Origin of the sequence: Sphingopyxis indica, from assembly GCF_032879645.1 — a bacterium.
Lineage (GTDB): Bacteria > Pseudomonadota > Alphaproteobacteria > Sphingomonadales > Sphingomonadaceae > Sphingopyxis > Sphingopyxis indica.
In genome coordinates, this window is the sequence record NZ_CP076394.1 from 3,465,409 (window position 1) to 3,480,198 (window position 14,790).

General features: G+C 66.9%; 14 protein-coding genes and 1 tRNA gene. 12 read left to right on the forward strand and 3 right to left on the reverse strand.

The annotated features are described in order from the left end of the window. Positions 1 to 131: 131 nt before the first annotated feature. From KNJ79_RS16230 to rplQ, 8 genes are all read left to right on the forward strand, one after another. Positions 132 to 1,475, forward strand: a complete 1,344-nt coding sequence (locus KNJ79_RS16230) for a TldD/PmbA family protein (protein WP_317151852.1) — start codon at positions 132 to 134, stop codon at positions 1,473 to 1,475. A gap of 163 nt (positions 1,476 to 1,638) precedes the next feature. Further along, on the forward strand, positions 1,639 to 2,439 hold the full coding sequence (locus tag KNJ79_RS16235; RefSeq protein WP_317151853.1) for an inositol monophosphatase family protein: 801 nt from the start codon (positions 1,639 to 1,641) through the stop codon (positions 2,437 to 2,439). Between the two features lie 122 nt (positions 2,440 to 2,561). Continuing rightward, complete coding sequence (locus tag KNJ79_RS16240) at positions 2,562 to 2,744, forward strand: type II toxin-antitoxin system HicA family toxin (protein ID WP_089217041.1); 183 nt, start codon at positions 2,562 to 2,564, stop codon at positions 2,742 to 2,744. Between the two features lie 12 nt (positions 2,745 to 2,756). Further along, entirely contained in the window at positions 2,757 to 3,152 is a 396-nt protein-coding gene (locus KNJ79_RS16245; protein ID WP_089217042.1) for a type II toxin-antitoxin system HicB family antitoxin, read from the forward strand. A 201-nt stretch (positions 3,153 to 3,353) separates the two neighbouring features. Continuing rightward, entirely contained in the window at positions 3,354 to 3,722 is a 369-nt protein-coding gene (gene rpsM / locus KNJ79_RS16250; RefSeq protein WP_089217043.1) for a 30S ribosomal protein S13, read from the forward strand. Between the two features lie 104 nt (positions 3,723 to 3,826). Continuing rightward, positions 3,827 to 4,216 carry a 30S ribosomal protein S11 gene (gene rpsK, locus KNJ79_RS16255; RefSeq protein WP_003040416.1) on the forward strand — a complete coding sequence of 130 codons (390 nt, stop codon included), beginning with the start codon at positions 3,827 to 3,829 and terminating at the stop codon, positions 4,214 to 4,216. A 112-nt stretch (positions 4,217 to 4,328) separates the two neighbouring features. Next, a complete protein-coding gene (locus tag KNJ79_RS16260; RefSeq protein WP_089217044.1) occupies positions 4,329 to 5,387 on the forward strand; it encodes a DNA-directed RNA polymerase subunit alpha in 1,059 nt (352 codons plus the stop codon). 165 nt (positions 5,388 to 5,552) lie between these two features. Continuing rightward, complete coding sequence (rplQ, locus tag KNJ79_RS16265; protein ID WP_089217045.1) at positions 5,553 to 5,972, forward strand: 50S ribosomal protein L17; 420 nt, start codon at positions 5,553 to 5,555, stop codon at positions 5,970 to 5,972. Positions 5,973 to 6,202: 230 nt separating this feature from the next. On the opposite strand, the gene KNJ79_RS16270 is transcribed toward rplQ, so the two are convergent. Both KNJ79_RS16270 and KNJ79_RS16275 read right to left on the reverse strand, forming a co-directional pair. After that, positions 6,203 to 6,682, reverse strand: a complete 480-nt coding sequence (locus KNJ79_RS16270) for a hypothetical protein (protein WP_170935607.1) — start codon at positions 6,680 to 6,682, stop codon at positions 6,203 to 6,205. A 43-nt stretch (positions 6,683 to 6,725) separates the two neighbouring features. Next, positions 6,726 to 7,379 (reverse strand): glutathione S-transferase family protein, encoded by a 654-nt coding sequence (locus tag KNJ79_RS16275; protein WP_317151854.1) that lies wholly within the window; start codon positions 7,377 to 7,379, stop codon positions 6,726 to 6,728. A 182-nt stretch (positions 7,380 to 7,561) separates the two neighbouring features. Here KNJ79_RS16275 and KNJ79_RS16280 point away from each other — a divergent pair, with 182 nt between their 5' ends. The 4 genes from KNJ79_RS16280 to KNJ79_RS16295 all read left to right on the forward strand — a co-directional run bounded on the left by KNJ79_RS16280 (position 7,562) and on the right by KNJ79_RS16295 (position 14,715). Further along, positions 7,562 to 9,223: a CHASE domain-containing protein gene (locus KNJ79_RS16280; protein ID WP_089217046.1), complete on the forward strand. Its 1,662-nt coding sequence runs from the start codon at positions 7,562 to 7,564 to the stop codon at positions 9,221 to 9,223. 62 nt (positions 9,224 to 9,285) lie between these two features. Then, a complete protein-coding gene (locus tag KNJ79_RS16285) occupies positions 9,286 to 10,287 on the forward strand; it encodes a LacI family DNA-binding transcriptional regulator (protein WP_317151855.1) in 1,002 nt (333 codons plus the stop codon). Positions 10,288 to 10,441: 154 nt separating this feature from the next. Continuing rightward, positions 10,442 to 13,117, forward strand: coding sequence for an aconitate hydratase AcnA (gene acnA, locus KNJ79_RS16290; protein WP_317151856.1), 2,676 nt, complete (start codon positions 10,442 to 10,444; stop codon positions 13,115 to 13,117). Beyond that, positions 13,114 to 14,715: a DUF389 domain-containing protein gene (locus KNJ79_RS16295; RefSeq protein WP_317151857.1), complete on the forward strand. Its 1,602-nt coding sequence runs from the start codon at positions 13,114 to 13,116 to the stop codon at positions 14,713 to 14,715. Before acnA ends, KNJ79_RS16295 begins: the two co-directional genes overlap by 4 nt. Here the strand turns inward: KNJ79_RS16295 and KNJ79_RS16300 are convergent. Further along, positions 14,703 to 14,778: transfer RNA gene (locus KNJ79_RS16300), tRNA-Val, on the reverse strand. The two genes, KNJ79_RS16295 and KNJ79_RS16300, sit on opposite strands and share 13 nt — an antisense overlap. Positions 14,779 to 14,790: the final 12 nt, after the last annotated feature.

Genomic DNA, 14,790 nt, shown 5'->3' on the forward strand with positions numbered 1-14,790 from the left:
GAGATGGGCTCCCGCCTTCGCGGGAGCACACCGCTTATTCAGTCAAACATGGCTACGTCCCTCGCTCCGCCACCCCATCTCTCCCGACTTTAGATTTTGACGGCCCCGCCCGCGCGGTCTAGGGCGCGGCGATGCTGACCGTTTCCGAAGCCCTCAACCGTGCGCAGCTGCTCTGCGACGCCGCGACCAAGGCGGGCGCCGACGCCGCCGACGCGCTCTATTATTGCAACGCCGCGACCTCGGTGTCGATGCGGCTCGGCGAGCTCGAGGATGTCGAGCGCTCCGAGGGGCAGGATATTTCGCTGCGCGTTTTCGTCGGACAGCGCAGCGCGAGCGTATCGACCGCCGACATGGACGCGGGCGAGCTCGAAAAGCTCGTCGCGCGCTGCGTCGCGATGGCGCGCGAAGCGCCCGAGGACCCCTATGCCGGCCTGGCGCCCGAAGAGCTGCTGTTCAACGGCCCGGTCCCCGACTTCGACCTCGACGACGGCAGCGAAGCCGATCCGCAAGCGCTGCGCGAGGCGGCGCTCGCGGTCGAGGACGCGGCGCGCGCGGTCGCGGGCGTCACCAACAGCGAGGGCGGCAGTGCGAGCCACAGCCGCACCCGCTTCGCGCTCGTCACCAGCCACGGCTTCGCCGGCGGCTATGGCGCGAGCGGTCACAGCCTGTCGGCGAGCGTGATCGCCGGCGAAGGCGCCGCGATGCAGCGCGATTACGACTGGCACAGCGCGCATCACCTGTCCGACCTCGAAAGCGCCGAGCAGATCGGCGCGAGCGCCGGCGCGCGTGCGGTGCGACGGCTGAATCCCGGCAAGGCGCCGGTCGGCAAGCTGCCCGTCGTCTTCGATCCGCGCATCGGATCGAGCCTGCTCGGCCATCTGCTCGGCGCGATCGGCGGCCCCGCGATCGCACGGCGCACCAGCTTCCTGCTCGGCAAGGAAGAGGCGCAATTGTTCGACCCCGCGATCCTGATCCGCGACGAGCCGCACCGCTCGCGCGGACTGCGCAGCCGCGCCTTCGACGGCGAGGGGCTGCCGACCGCGGCGCGCGACATCGTCGCGGACGGCAAGGTCACCGGCTGGCTGCTCGACACCGCCTCGGCGCGCCAGCTTGGCCTCGCCCCCACCGGCCATGCGAGCCGCGGCGGCGGCGCATCGGGGGTCGGCGCGAGCAACCTGCATCTCGCCCCCGGCACCGTCACGCCCGAAGTGCTGATGGCCGACATCGAAACCGGCGTCTATCTGACCGAGCTGATCGGCCAGGGGGTCAATCCGGTCACGGGCGACTATAGCCGCGGCGCGTCGGGTTTCGTGATCCGCGGCGGCCAGCTCGCCGAGCCGATCGCCGAATTCACCGTCGCGGGCAATCTGATCGACATGTTCGGCGCGCTCACGCCCGCCGACGACCTCGTCTTCCGCCAGTCGGTCAATGTGCCCACGCTGCGCATCGACGGCATGACCGTCGCGAGCAGCTAGCGAGGCGAACCATGAATATGATCCGCATCCCCGAGCGAAGACGAGGGGCATTTTCGAGCGAAGCGAGAACCAGCGACGCCGCTGCCTCGACTTCGCTCGGCATGGCCCCTCGTCTTCGCTCGGGGATGCGGATTGATTTTCCGCAATCAGCTCCGGCCATGCCATGACCGCCACCCACAATCTCGAAGCGGTGATCGCCGCGACGCGCGAGGTCGGCGACATGGCGATGGCGCGCTGGCGCGGCGAGGGCAAGGCGGTCGACGTCTGGCACAAATCGCACAACAACCCGGTCAGCGACGTCGATCTGGCGGTCGATGCGCGGCTGAAGGCGGTGCTCGGCGCGATGGTGCCCGAGGCGGGCTGGCTGTCTGAGGAGACCGCCGACAGCGACGAGCGCCTGTCGCGGCGCGCGATCTGGTGCGTCGATCCGATCGACGGCACGCGCGACTTCATCCGCGGCCGCCCCGGCTGGGCGGTGTCGGTCGCGCTCGTCGTCGATGGCGCCTCCGAACTCGGCGTGCTCTATGCCCCCGCGCTCGACGAGCTGTGGGTCGCACAGCGCGGCCGCGGCGCGACGCTGAACGGCGAAACGCTGCGCGCAAGCCGCCGGATGATCTTCGACGGCGCGCGCGTTCCCGCCGACAGCCTGCCCAAAATCGACCGCGACCTGATCATGGTGACCAAGCCCAACAGCATCGCGCTGCGCATGGCGCTCGTCGCCGATGACCGCGCCGACCTTGTCGCGACGCTGCGCTGGGGGTTCGAGTGGGACGTCGCCGCCGCGACGTTGATCGCAACCGAAGCCGGGGCGACGGTGACCGATGCCTTCGGCCAGCCGCTCGTCTTCAACACCCCGCGCGCACAAGCCTTCGGTGTCATCGCCTGCGCCCCCGGCATCCACCGCGCCGTCGTCGGCCGCCTCCACGACCGGGCGGTCGAGTTAACGTCTCCCGCCAATAGATAGGGACAGTCCCTTATTTACCGTCGCGCAGAGATGACTGCGCCGGGTAGAGAGCTACCGCGCAAATTTTGCGTAATATTTACGTAACTCTTGATCACGACCGATCGGTGTGTATATAACTACACATGGAGCGGGACAGCAGAAAGATCGTCAGGCGCCTCGAAGCCGAAGGTTTTCTGCTCGTCGGAACGAAGGGTTCGCATCACAAGTTCCGCAAGGGCACCGTCACGATCATCGTCCCGCATCCGAAAAAGGATTTGCCGATCGGCACCGCCCGCAGCATCGCCCGGATGGCGGGCTGGCTTTGAAAGGAAGAGACGATGACCCACTATATCGGGATCGTTCACAAGGATGCAGGCAGCAGCTATGGCATCAGCTTTCCCGACCTGCCGGGCTGTTTTTCGGCGGGCGAAGACCTGATCGAGCTCGAGCGCAACGCGATCGAGGCGATCGAATTGTTCCTCGACGATCAGGATGCCGCCGACTTTCCGGCGCGCGACATGAACGAGATCGCCCGGAGCCGCGAGGCCGACGGCGATGACCACATGCTGATGGCGATCCCCTATATCCGCTCGGGCGGCCGCGCGGTGCGCGTCAATGTGTCGATCGACGCGCATATGCTCGCCGCGATCGACGCTGCGGCCAAAAGGCGTAAGCTGTCGCGCAGCGCCTTCCTGGTCAGCGCCGCGCAAAATGAATTGGCCGGCGTGCATTGATGCCGGCCTCGGTCCGCCGCAAAACCCGCGGCTTCGCTTGACAATCGGGGCGACTCGCCCTAACTGCGCCCTATTCCAACAGCCCGACCGGACGGCGAAGCGCGGAAGCGTGTTCGTGGTCCGTTTTTTGCGTTGGAAAACAGACGCTTTGAGATAGGGCTCGTTTGCCAGCGAACCCTGTGGAGCAGGAGAAAGAATCACATGGCACGTATCGCGGGCGTCAACCTGCCCACCAACAAGCGCGTGATCATCGCGCTCACCTATATCCACGGTATCGGTCGCAAGACCGCCGTCGACATCGCCGACAAGCTGGGGATCGACCACAGCCGCCGCATCCAGGATCTTTCGGACGCCGAAATCCTGCAGATCCGCGAAGCGCTCGACGCCGACCACACCGTCGAGGGCGACCTGCGCCGCGAAACGGCGATGAACATCAAGCGCCTGATGGACCTCGCCTGCTATCGCGGCCTGCGCCATCGCAAGGGCCTGCCGGTCCGCGGTCAGCGCACGCACACCAATGCGCGCACCCGCAAGGGCAAGGCAAAGCCGATCGCAGGCAAGAAGAAGTAAGGGTCGAGCGCGTCCGCAAGGGGCGCGCTTCCTTTGTTTCGCTGCCCGGTGCGCCGACATATCGCCGCCGGCCAGCTTTTCGGATTTAGGTAGGATAGATCACAATGGCTCGTGAACCGCAGCGCCTTCGCCGGCGCGAACGCAAGAATATCTCGTCGGGTGTCGCGCACGTCAACGCGACCTTCAACAACACGATGATCACCATCACCGACGCGCAGGGCAACGCCATCGCCTGGTCGAGCGCCGGCATGATGGGCTTCAAGGGCAGCCGCAAGTCGACGCCCTATGCCGCGCAGGTGTGCGCCGAAGACGCCGGCAAGAAGGCCGCCGAACATGGCGTCCGCACGCTGGAAGTCGAAGTGAAGGGTCCGGGCGCGGGCCGTGAATCGGCGCTGCGCGCGCTGCAGGCCGTGGGCTTCCACATCACGTCGATCCGCGACGTGACGCCGATCCCGCACAACGGCGTCCGCCCGGCCAAGCGCCGCCGCGTCTGACGCCGCTTTTCGGACGGCGCCCCGCCGCGGGGGCGCCGGCCGACCACCTCTTTAACGCCGGACCGGCCGGAACCCGCCCCCCGCCCGTCCCGCCAAAAGCAAAGGGAAGTCCATGACTGTCAACATCCGGAACTGGCAGGAATTGAAAAAGCCCAGCAACCTGGAAATCAAGGCCGGCAGCGACGGCAAGCGCAAGGCGACCTTCGTCGCCGAACCGCTCGAGCGCGGCTTCGGCCTGACGCTCGGCAACGCGCTGCGCCGCGTGCTGCTCTCCTCGCTCCAGGGCGCTGCGATCACCTCGATCAAGATCGAGAACGTCCTCCACGAATTTTCGAGCCTCGCCGGCGTCCGCGAGGACGTCACCGACATCGTCCTGAACGTGAAGCAGGTCGCGCTCAAGATGGAAGGCGACGGCCCGAAGCGGCTCCAGCTCTCGGCGACCGGTCCTGCGACCGTCAAGGCCGGCGACATCATGGTGTCGGGCGACATCAAGGTGATGAACCCGAACCATGTCATCTGTCACCTCGACGAGGGTGCGACCCTGAACATGGAACTCGTCGCCGACACCGGCAAGGGCTATGTCCCCGCGACGGGCAACCGTCCCGCCGACGCGCCGATCGGGCTGATCCCCGTCGACTCGCTCTATTCGCCGGTGCGCCAGGTCGCCTACAAGGTCGAGAACGCCCGCATCGGGCAGGAACTCGACTATGACAAGCTGAACCTGACCGTCGAAACCGACGGCACGGTGACCCCCGAAGATGCCGTGGCCTACGCCGCGCGCATCCTCCAGGACCAGCTCCAGGTCTTCGTCCACTTCGAAGAGGCGATGAACGACAGCGGCCTGATCGGCGTCGCCGCGCCGAGCCAGGCGAGCGACGAGTCCGACGTCAACCAGCTCAACCGCTTCCTGCTCAAGAAGGTCGACGAACTCGAACTGTCGGTCCGCAGCGCGAACTGCCTGAAGAACGACAATATCATCTACATCGGCGACCTGGTTCAGAAGACCGAGGCCGAGATGCTCCGCACGCCGAACTTCGGCCGCAAGTCGCTGAACGAGATCAAGGAAGTGCTCTCGTCGATGGGCCTGCGCCTCGGCATGGACATCCCCGGCTGGCCGCCGGAGAATATCGAGGAAATGGCCAAGAAGCTCGAACAGGAGCTGCTGGGTTAAGGAATTTGCGTCGCCCCAGCGCAAGCTGGGGCCGCTATCGTGGCAACACGCCGCAGGCGATCCCAGCTTTCGCTGGGATGACGATATCGGGAATGGGCTCCCCCGCAAGCGAGCCTGGCTTGGGGTTCCGTGAAACGGCCCCTCTGACAAACGAAGGAAGAAACCATGCGTCACAAATCGGGTGGCCGTAAGCTCCAGCGCACCAGCGCGCACCGCATCGCGATGTTCCGCAACATGTCGGCGTCGCTCATCAAGCATGAGCAGATCACGACGACGCTCGCGAAAGCGAAGGAACTGCGTCCCTATGTCGAAAAGCTGATCACGCTCGCGAAGCGTGGCGGCCTCGCCAACCGCCGTCTCGCGCAGAGCCGCCTGATGGACGACGCCCAGCTGGCCAAGCTGTTCGACGTCCTCGCCGAGCGCTACAAGGACCGCAACGGCGGCTACACGCGCGTCATCAAGGCGGGCATCCGCGCCTCGGACGCGGCGCCGATGGCGATCATCGAATTCGTCGACCGCGACGTCGAAGCGAAGGGCCAGGATTCGGGTCCGGTGCTGACCGACGAGGAACTGGAAGACGCGTAAGCCGCGCTTTTACCAGCGAAAGACAAAGGGCGGCGTTCGCAGGAACGCCGCCCTTTTTCGTGGATCGTTTAAGTCGGATCGACTTTGAATGAAGCGCGTGTGTCCCCGCGAAGGCGGGGACCCATCTCCGATCGGCTCAAGATAGAGCGGCCGGGAGATGGGCTCCCGCCTTCGCGGGAGCACACAGGCTTATCCGGTCAAAGATGATCTCATGCTTTGGGGTCCTGAGCCTAATCCGACAGCAACCGCTTCAACCCGTGCAGCGCGACGACCTCGTCGCCGACGCAGACCGGCGCCGCGATCAGCCGCACCCAGCGCGGCCGCGCCAGCGCCGGGCCGATTTCGACGTCGAGGGTGAAGCCGCGCCGATGCGCGATCGCATGTGCGCGCAGCCGCTCCATCGCGGCGCGCGACCCTTCGCAATATTGCGCAACCGCATAGGGACGCGTCGCCGCGACGCCGCGCGCGAGGCCGAACATGTCGTGGACCGCGTCCGACCAGCTCAGGCGGTCGTTCAGCAGGTCGCAGTGCCACGTTCCGATCCCCATGGCGGCCGCCACCTCGGGGTTCAGGTCGGACGGCGTATCGGCAGTTCCGGGCGGGCGCCCCCCGTCGCGCTCGACCCAGCCGAGATCGAAGTGCCGCGCGCGTTCGAACAGCGGCCAGCTGTGGTGCAGCGGCAGCGGATAGCGATGCGGTATCACGTCCATGACAGGCCCCCCGCGCCCGACTATCGCCGATCGCGCCCGGCGATCAAGCCTGTTCGCGCAGCTTCGCCATCATCCGCTCTTCCTTCGCGATCCACGGCGCGAGGCTCGGCCGCGCGAGGATCGCCTCGCTCCACGCGGCGATCTTCGGATAGCGCGCCGGGTCGGCATCGGCGCCGCAATGGCGGATGTTCATCAGCGGCGACACCGCGGCGAGGTCGGCGAGCGTCAGCCGGTCGCCGACCAGGAAGCCCGACGCCGGGATCGCGCTTTCGAGATAGTCGAGCAGCTTCGGCAATTCCTCGGCCTCGGCCGCGGCCGCGGCGGCAAGGTCGCCCTCGCGGCCCAGAAAGCGCGGCGCGACGATGCGGTTGAAGAACATCTTGCCGCCGCACGCGGCGAACACCGTATCGCCGAACTCGTCCCACCAGATCACGCGCCCGCGCTCCTGCGGATCGGCGGGGATCAGCGCGGGTTCGGGATATTTGGCCTCGAGATAATGGATGATCGCGCTCGAATCGGCGAGGAGAAAGCCGTCGTCGTCCATCGCGGGCATCTTGCCGAGCGGCGATGCGGCCCGGAAACCCGGGTCGGGATCGCCGATGCCGACCCCCTTCAGCTCGAACGCGATCCCCTTCTCGCCCAGATAGCCGAGCAATTTGCGCACGAAAGGCGACACCACCGAACCATAGATAATCATCGCGTCCATCCTTTTGCCATTGTGCAGGCACCATAGGCTTCGGGTTGCGATTCACAACCCATGCCGGCGCGCCCCTTATGCGGGCCGAAACGAGTGCAAAGCCGCTTGCTATCAGCCGCTTGGCGTGAAACAATTTGGTCCCAAGGGGCGGTACTGGGGCGGCCTTCGGACAGGATTATTTTATGCGCCCATCCGCTTGGGCAGACCGGCTGATGGCCTTTTCGGTCCGCGCGATCGGATTTGTCATCATTCTCGCCGCCCTCGCCGGCGCGACCGCCAGCTTCATCTACAACAAGACCCAGGAAGCCGACCAGGCCGAGCGCGTCGCGATGCTCGTCAACGGCCGGCTGCGCGATCAGCTCGCGGTGCTCGAGGGGGTGCGCGCGCTCTATCAGTCGGACATGATCGACGGCGGCCCCGGCATCCGCGCCTATCTTGCGGCGCTCAGGCCGCAGGAGCGCGCGCCGGGGATGCAGGGCGTCGGCATCGCGCTCGCGATGCAGCCGGGGAAACCGGCTCCGGTCGAGGACCGGCTGCGCGAAAATTACGGGCAGGTGCTGCGCGTCTGGCCGCAAACCGATCAGGCGATCGGCTTTCCGATCATCCTCATCGAACCCGACGATCCGCGCAATCATCGCGCGCTCGGCTATGATATGTACAGCGAGCCGGTGCGGCGTGCGGCGATGCGCCGCGCGTGGCACTCGGGCCAGCCCGCGGCGAGCGGCGTCGTCGAGCTGGTGCAGGAAGGCCGCATCGCGAAAAAGCAGCCCGGCTTCCTGATCTATGTTCCCATCTATGCCCGTGTCGCGACATGGGAGGACGCGCTGCGGCCCGCGCCCCTGCCGCGCTTCGACACCGACGCCGAGCCCGCCGATGTCGTCGCGACCAGGCAGGGCGCCCGGCCGATCGAGGGCTTCGTCTATGCGCCCTTCCGCATCGGCGACTTGATGGAGGCGGTGCTCGGCCCCGAACTCGAACATATCGACGGGATCGAGATACTGACCGGCGACGGTCCGCAGGCGAAGCGCATATTCGCCCACGGCCGCATCGGCTGGGACGCGCATGAGGAGCGACTGCGGGTCGCCGACCGGCAGTGGGTGATGCGCATCTCCTATGGCCGCTTCATCGACCGGCTCGGACGGCCGCTCGCAATCCTGCTCGCCGGCTTCGCGCTCGCCTTCCTCGCGATCCAGCTCCACAAGCTCCAGCAACGCCGCCTCGGCGCCTTCAAGGCGCTTGCCGAGGAACGCGCGCGCCACGCCGAGGACCGCGAGCTGATGATCGGCGAGATGGCGCACCGGATGAAAAACGCCTTTGCGCGCATCGGCGCGCTCGCGCGCATCACCTTACGCGAATCCACCGATCTTGCCGATTTCGAAACGCGCTTCGACGGTCGGCTGCGCGCCCTGTCCGATGCCAAGCAGATGCTCGTCACCGGCGCGGTCGACACCGTCGACCTCGGCGCTCTGGTCCGCCGCGAACTCGAACTCGCGGGCTGGTCCGCCGAACGCCGCGCCGCGCTCGACGGCCCCGAAGTCCGCCTCCATGACGACGGCGCGCAGGCCTTCGCACTCGCGATCCACGAACTCGTCACCAACAGCGTCAAATATGGTGCGCTCGCCGGCAAGGGCGAGCTGGCGGTCGCATGGCGCCGCGACGGCGACACGATCGAATTCGCCTGGACCGAAAGCGCCCTCCCCCAAACCCCGCATTTCGACACCGAAAGTTTCGGCACCCATTTCATCCGCACGATGATCGAGCGCCAGCTCGGCGGCAGCTGGCGGCGCAGCGCCGCCGACCACGCCCTGTCGGTGGTCATCCGCTGGCCGGCGCCTACAGATTGACAAGGCACCGCCCCGCGGCAAGAGAAACCGCGAGGGAGAATGACCAGGTGAGCGGAAAATTGATGCGCCCCACATCGTTCGACGTCGCCGAGCGCGCGGGCGTGTCGCAATCGACCGTGTCGCGCGCGCTGAGGAACAGCCCCGGCGTCAATGCCGAAACGCGCGCGCGCGTGTCCGCCGCGGCGCGCGAGCTCGGCTATGTCGTCGACCGCCACGCCTCCAGCTTGCGCCTCAAGAGCAGCGAGACGATCGCGCTCGTCACCATCTGCCGCCCCGGCGAGGACCGCAGCGCGATCAACCCCTTCTACTTCGCGCTGTTGGGCAGCATCGCTGCCGCGACCTCGGCGCGCGGCTTCAACCTGCTCGTCAGCTTTCAGGAGAGCGAGGCAAATTTCCGCGCCGATTTCGTCGCCTCGGGCCTCGCCGACGCGATGATCGTCATCGGCACGACCAGCAACCGCGCCGCATGGGATTATTTCGCCGACGCGCAAGCCGCGGGCTTCGACTTCACCTGCTGGGGCAGCCCCGGCGACCCCTTCCACTGGATGCGCAGCGACAATGACATCGGCGGCCGCCTCGCCGCCGAGCATCTCGTCGCCAAGGGGCGCCGTACCCTCGCCTTCGTCGGGCCGCAGCGCTCGCCGCAGCGCCAGTTCGACGAGCGCCGCGACGGCTTCATCGCCGCGCTCGAAGCGCGCGGCATCACCCCCCTGATCGCCGAACCGCCCGCCGGCCCCGACCGCCATGCGCAGGGCGTCGCCGCGGCGCGCGAACTGCTCGCCGCGCATCCCGACATCGACGGCATATTCGCGGCGAGCGACATGCTCGCGCTGGGGGTGCTTCAGGGGATCAAGGAAACGGGGCGCAGCGTCCCCGGCGACGTCGCGCTGATCGGCTTCGACGGCATCCGCGCCGGCACCCTCGCCGACCCTGCGCTCACCACCCTCGAGCCCGACCTCGACGCCGCCGGCGAAGCGCTTGTCGCGATGGCGCTCGAAGATGCCGACCACAGCCGCAGCGGCACGCGCATCCCCGTCCGCCTCGCGGTCCGCGGCACCGCCTGAGCGCCAACCGACCCTCCCGACCCCCTTGCATTTCCCGCCCTCCGGCGTAGGGAGGCGCCGAACATAAACCGCGCGCGCGACTCCCCTTTGCCCCGCTCTCCCGGCCGGGCTTGCGGGCGGTCATTCCCCGCCGCGCCCGACAAGGGAACTGCACATGACCAGCACCGGCCACGACACGCTTGGAACCCGTTCGACGCTCGACGTCGGCGGAAAAAAATACGCGTACTATTCGCTCGACAAGGCGGCGGCGAAGCTCGGGGACGTGTCGCGGCTGCCCTTCAGCATGAAGGTGCTGCTCGAAAATCTGCTGCGCTTCGAGGACGGCGGCTTCACCGTGTCGACCGACGATGTGCAGGCACTGATCGACTGGCAGTCGGACCCGCGCTCGGCCCGCGAAATCCAGTATCGCCCGGCGCGCGTGCTGCTTCAGGATTTCACCGGCGTTCCCTGCGTCGTCGACCTGGCTGCAATGCGCGATGCGATCGCGAAGCTCGGCGGCGACACGTCGAAGATCAACCCGCTCGTCCCCGTCCACCTCGTCATCGACCATAGCGTGATGGTCGACGAATTCGGCACGCCGAAAGCGTTCGAGCGCAATGTCGAGATCGAATATTATCGCAACGGCGAACGCTATGACTTCCTGAAGTGGGGGTCGAAGAGCCTCGACAATTTCAAGGCGGTGCCGCCGGGCACCGGCATCTGCCACCAGGTCAACCTCGAACATATCGCGCAGGCGGTGTGGTCGAGCGAGGACGGATCGGGCGAAACCGTCGCCTATCCCGACACCTGCGTCGGCACCGACAGCCACACGACGATGATCAACGGGCTCGGCGTGCTCGGCTGGGGCGTCGGCGGGATCGAGGCCGAGGCGGCGATGCTGGGCCAGCCGGTGTCGATGCTGATCCCCGAAGTCGTCGGCTTCAAGCTGACCGGGCAATTGAAGGAAGGCGTGACCGCGACCGACCTCGTGCTCACCGCGACGCAGATGCTGCGCGCCAAGGGCGTCGTCGGGCGCTTCGTCGAATATTACGGCCCCGGTCTCGACAGCCTCAGCCTCGCCGACCGCGCGACGCTCGCCAATATGGCGCCCGAATATGGCGCGACCTGCGGCTTCTTCGGCATCGACGACAAGACGCTCGACTATATGCGCCTGACGGGGCGCAGCGAAGAGACGGTCGCGCTGGTCGAGGCCTATGCCAAAGCGCAGGGTCTGTGGCGCCACGCGGGTATGCCCGACCCCGTCTTCACCGACACGCTCGAGCTCGACATGGGCAGCGTCGTGCCCAGCCTCGCGGGGCCGAAACGCCCGCAGGACAAGGTCGTGCTCACCGAAGTCGACGACGTGTTCAACGCCGACCTCAAGAAACTCTACAACAAGGATGCGGCAAAGCGCGTGCCGGTCGCGGGCAAGGATCACGACATCGGCGACGGCGACGTCGTGATCGCCGCGATCACCAGCTGCACCAACACCTCGAACCCCGGCGTGATGATCGCCGCGGGACTCGTCGCGAAAAAGGCGAACGAGCGCGGGCTGAAGCCCAAGCCGTGGGTCAAGACGTCGCTGGCGCCGGGGTCGCAGGTCGTCACCGACTATCTGGCCAAGGCGGGGCTGCAGGATCATCTCGACGCGATCGGCTATAATCTCGTCGGCTATGGCTGCACGACCTGCATCGGCAATTCGGGGCCGCTCGCCGAGCCGATCTCCTCGGCGATCAACGGCAACGACATCGTCGCCGCGTCGGTGCTGTCGGGCAATCGCAACTTCGAAGGCCGCGTGTCGCCCGACGTGCGCGCGAACTTCCTCGCCTCGCCGCCGCTCGTCGTCGCCTATGCGCTGAAGGGCACGGTGACACAGGATTTCACCACGACCCCGATCGGGCAGGACAAGGACGGCAAGGACGTGTTCCTCGCCGACATCTGGCCGACCAATCAGGAAGTCAGCGACGCGATCGCGGGCGCCGTCGACCGCGACATGTTCCTGGGCCGCTACGCCCATGTCTACAAGGGCGACGAGCATTGGCAGAAGATCGAGGTCGAAGGATCGGACACCTATCAGTGGCGCGCGGGCAGCACCTATGTCGCGAATCCGCCCTATTTCGACGGCATGGAAATGACCCCGGCGCCGGTCGCCGACATCGTCGGCGCCAAGCCGCTCGCGATTTTGGGCGACAGCATCACCACCGACCACATCAGCCCCGCGGGTAGCATCAAGGCAGACAGCCCGGCCGGAAAATGGCTTATGGAACATCAGGTCAGCAAGGCCGACTTCAACAGCTACGGCTCGCGCCGCGGCCACCACGAAGTGATGATGCGCGGCACCTTCGCCAACATCCGCATCAAGAATGAAATGGTCCCCGGAATCGAAGGCGGCATGTCGCGCTACAAGGGCGAAGTCATGCCGATCTATGACGTAGCGATGCGCCACAAGGCCGACGGCACCCCGCTCGTCGTCGTCGCGGGCAAGGAATATGGCACCGGCTCGTCGCGCGACTGGGCGGCGAAAGGCACCAACCTGCTCGGCGTCCGCGCGGTGATCGTCGAAAGTTTCGAGCGCATCCACCGCTCGAACCTCGTCGGCATGGGCGTGCTGCCGCTCCAGTTCAAGGACGGCGACACGCGCGAGACGTTGGGCCTGACCGGCGACGACAGCTTCACCATCACCGGCATCGCCGACCTGAAGCCGCGCCAGACGGTGACGGTCGAAGTCACGCGCCCCGACGGCTCGACCTTCGCCTTCGATACGCTCTGCCGCATCGACACCGCGAACGAGCTCGAATATTATATGAACGGCGGGATCCTCCACTATGTGCTGAGGAAGCTCGCTGCGTGAGCGAAAAGACGGCGGAGCCGGCGGCCGGAGAGGCCGCCGACGAGGTCAAGGACACGGTTTCCGAAAAGGTGACCGAAACCGCCAGGCACTGGCGCTGGACCCTGCTCCGCCGTATCGTCCACTTCCGCGAGCGCTGGGCCGAGGAAGTCGCGCAGATCGACCAGGTCGCGGTGATCGACAAGATCGCCCACGACGGCGACTGGTCGAACCGCTTCGCCTTCATGACTTCGATGTCGGCGGCGATCGCGATCCTCGGCCTGCTTCAGAACAGCGTTGCGGTGATCATCGGCGCGATGCTGCTCGCTCCGCTGATGGGCCCGATCGTCGCGCTTGGCTTTGCGATCGCGACGGTCGATTTCCGCTGGATGAAGGATTGCGTGCTCACCCTGCTCGGCGGTGTGCTGCTCGCACTGCTGCTTTGCGTCGTCATCGTCAAGGCATCGCCGCTCGAGGCGGTGACGAGCGAAATTGCCGCGCGGACGCGACCCAATCTCTTCGACCTCGGCGTCGCCTTCTTCTCGGCGCTCGCGGGCGCCTATGCGGTGGTGCGGGGGCGCGAGGGGACGATCATCGGGGTGGCGATCGCCACCGCCCTGATGCCGCCGCTCGCGGTCGTCGGCTTCGGGCTCGCGACCGCGCAGTGGAGCATCTTCGGCGGCGCGCTGATGCTCTTCTTCACCAACTTCATGACGATCGCGCTGTCGGCGGCGATCGTTGCGCGCGCCTATGGCTTTTCGGCCACCTTGTCGCCCGACCAGACGCGCTGGCAGACCTTCATCATCGTCGCCTCCTTCCTGCTTCTCGCGGTGCCGCTCGGCTTTTCGCTGCGGCAGATCGCGTGGGAAGCGACGGTGCAGACGCAGGCGCGCGCCGCGATCCGCGACATCTTCCCGAGCCCCAGCCGGATCACCGATTTCGCGGTCGATGCGACGGGATCGCCGATCGTCGTCCAGGCGTCGGTCCTCACCCGCGCCGCGCAGCAGGGCGCCGACGCCAAGGTCGAAGCGGCAATCGAGAAGCGGCTGAACCGCGATGCGAGCGTGACCCTCGACCAATATCTGATCGGCGCCTCGGTCGATCTTGCCGCGGCGCGCAGCAGCATGGAACAACTGCGCGACGTCGCGGCGCGCGCAGAGCGCGACAATGCGGCGATCAGCCACGATCTCGCGCTGCTCGCCGGGGTCGCAGAAAGCAATGTCACCGTCGACAATGAAAAAAAGCGCGCCACGGTCCGCGCGGCGCGCCTGCCCGATACCGGGCTCGCCGCCTATCGCGCGCTCGAACGGCGGCTGCAGGCCGCGCGCCCCGGCTGGACGATAGAACTCGTCCCGCCCGCGCTGCCGCTCCCGTCCGTCATGGTCGCCGACGACAAGATCGTGGACGGCTCGGCCGCCGACTATCAACTCCTGCGCTGGGCCGCGACGCGCGGCATCCTTCCGGTCGAACTCGGCGGCCCGGGCGCGGCGATGTTGCAGAAAATTCTCGAAGGCGACGGCACATCGGTTACGGTCGCGGACGACGCGGCGAAAGGCGGCGGCACCGTGACGGCCAAATGGCAGATGCCGGACGCGGGTGATGGTTCCGCTGGTGGGCGCTGACGGGCTCGAACCGCCGACCCTCTCGGTGTAAACGAGATGCTCTACCAACTGAGCTAAGCGCCCGATAGCCGGGAA

What these genes read in the sequence shown, in the direction of transcription:
- KNJ79_RS16230 (WP_317151852.1), top strand. Translation starts at nt 132, where the DNA reads ATGCTGACCGTTTCCGAAGCCCTCAACCGTGCGCAGCTGCTCTGCGAC.
- KNJ79_RS16235 (WP_317151853.1), top strand. Translation starts at nt 1,639, where the DNA reads ATGACCGCCACCCACAATCTCGAAGCGGTGATCGCCGCGACGCGCGAG.
- KNJ79_RS16240 (WP_089217041.1), top strand. Translation starts at nt 2,562, where the DNA reads ATGGAGCGGGACAGCAGAAAGATCGTCAGGCGCCTCGAAGCCGAAGGT.
- KNJ79_RS16245 (WP_089217042.1), top strand. Translation starts at nt 2,757, where the DNA reads ATGACCCACTATATCGGGATCGTTCACAAGGATGCAGGCAGCAGCTAT.
- rpsM (WP_089217043.1), top strand. Translation starts at nt 3,354, where the DNA reads ATGGCACGTATCGCGGGCGTCAACCTGCCCACCAACAAGCGCGTGATC.
- rpsK (WP_003040416.1), top strand. Translation starts at nt 3,827, where the DNA reads ATGGCTCGTGAACCGCAGCGCCTTCGCCGGCGCGAACGCAAGAATATC.
- KNJ79_RS16260 (WP_089217044.1), top strand. Translation starts at nt 4,329, where the DNA reads ATGACTGTCAACATCCGGAACTGGCAGGAATTGAAAAAGCCCAGCAAC.
- rplQ (WP_089217045.1), top strand. Translation starts at nt 5,553, where the DNA reads ATGCGTCACAAATCGGGTGGCCGTAAGCTCCAGCGCACCAGCGCGCAC.
- KNJ79_RS16270 (WP_170935607.1), bottom strand. Translation starts at nt 6,682, where the DNA reads ATGGACGTGATACCGCATCGCTATCCGCTGCCGCTGCACCACAGCTGG.
- KNJ79_RS16275 (WP_317151854.1), bottom strand. Translation starts at nt 7,379, where the DNA reads ATGATTATCTATGGTTCGGTGGTGTCGCCTTTCGTGCGCAAATTGCTC.
- KNJ79_RS16280 (WP_089217046.1), top strand. Translation starts at nt 7,562, where the DNA reads ATGCGCCCATCCGCTTGGGCAGACCGGCTGATGGCCTTTTCGGTCCGC.
- KNJ79_RS16285 (WP_317151855.1), top strand. Translation starts at nt 9,286, where the DNA reads ATGCGCCCCACATCGTTCGACGTCGCCGAGCGCGCGGGCGTGTCGCAA.
- acnA (WP_317151856.1), top strand. Translation starts at nt 10,442, where the DNA reads ATGACCAGCACCGGCCACGACACGCTTGGAACCCGTTCGACGCTCGAC.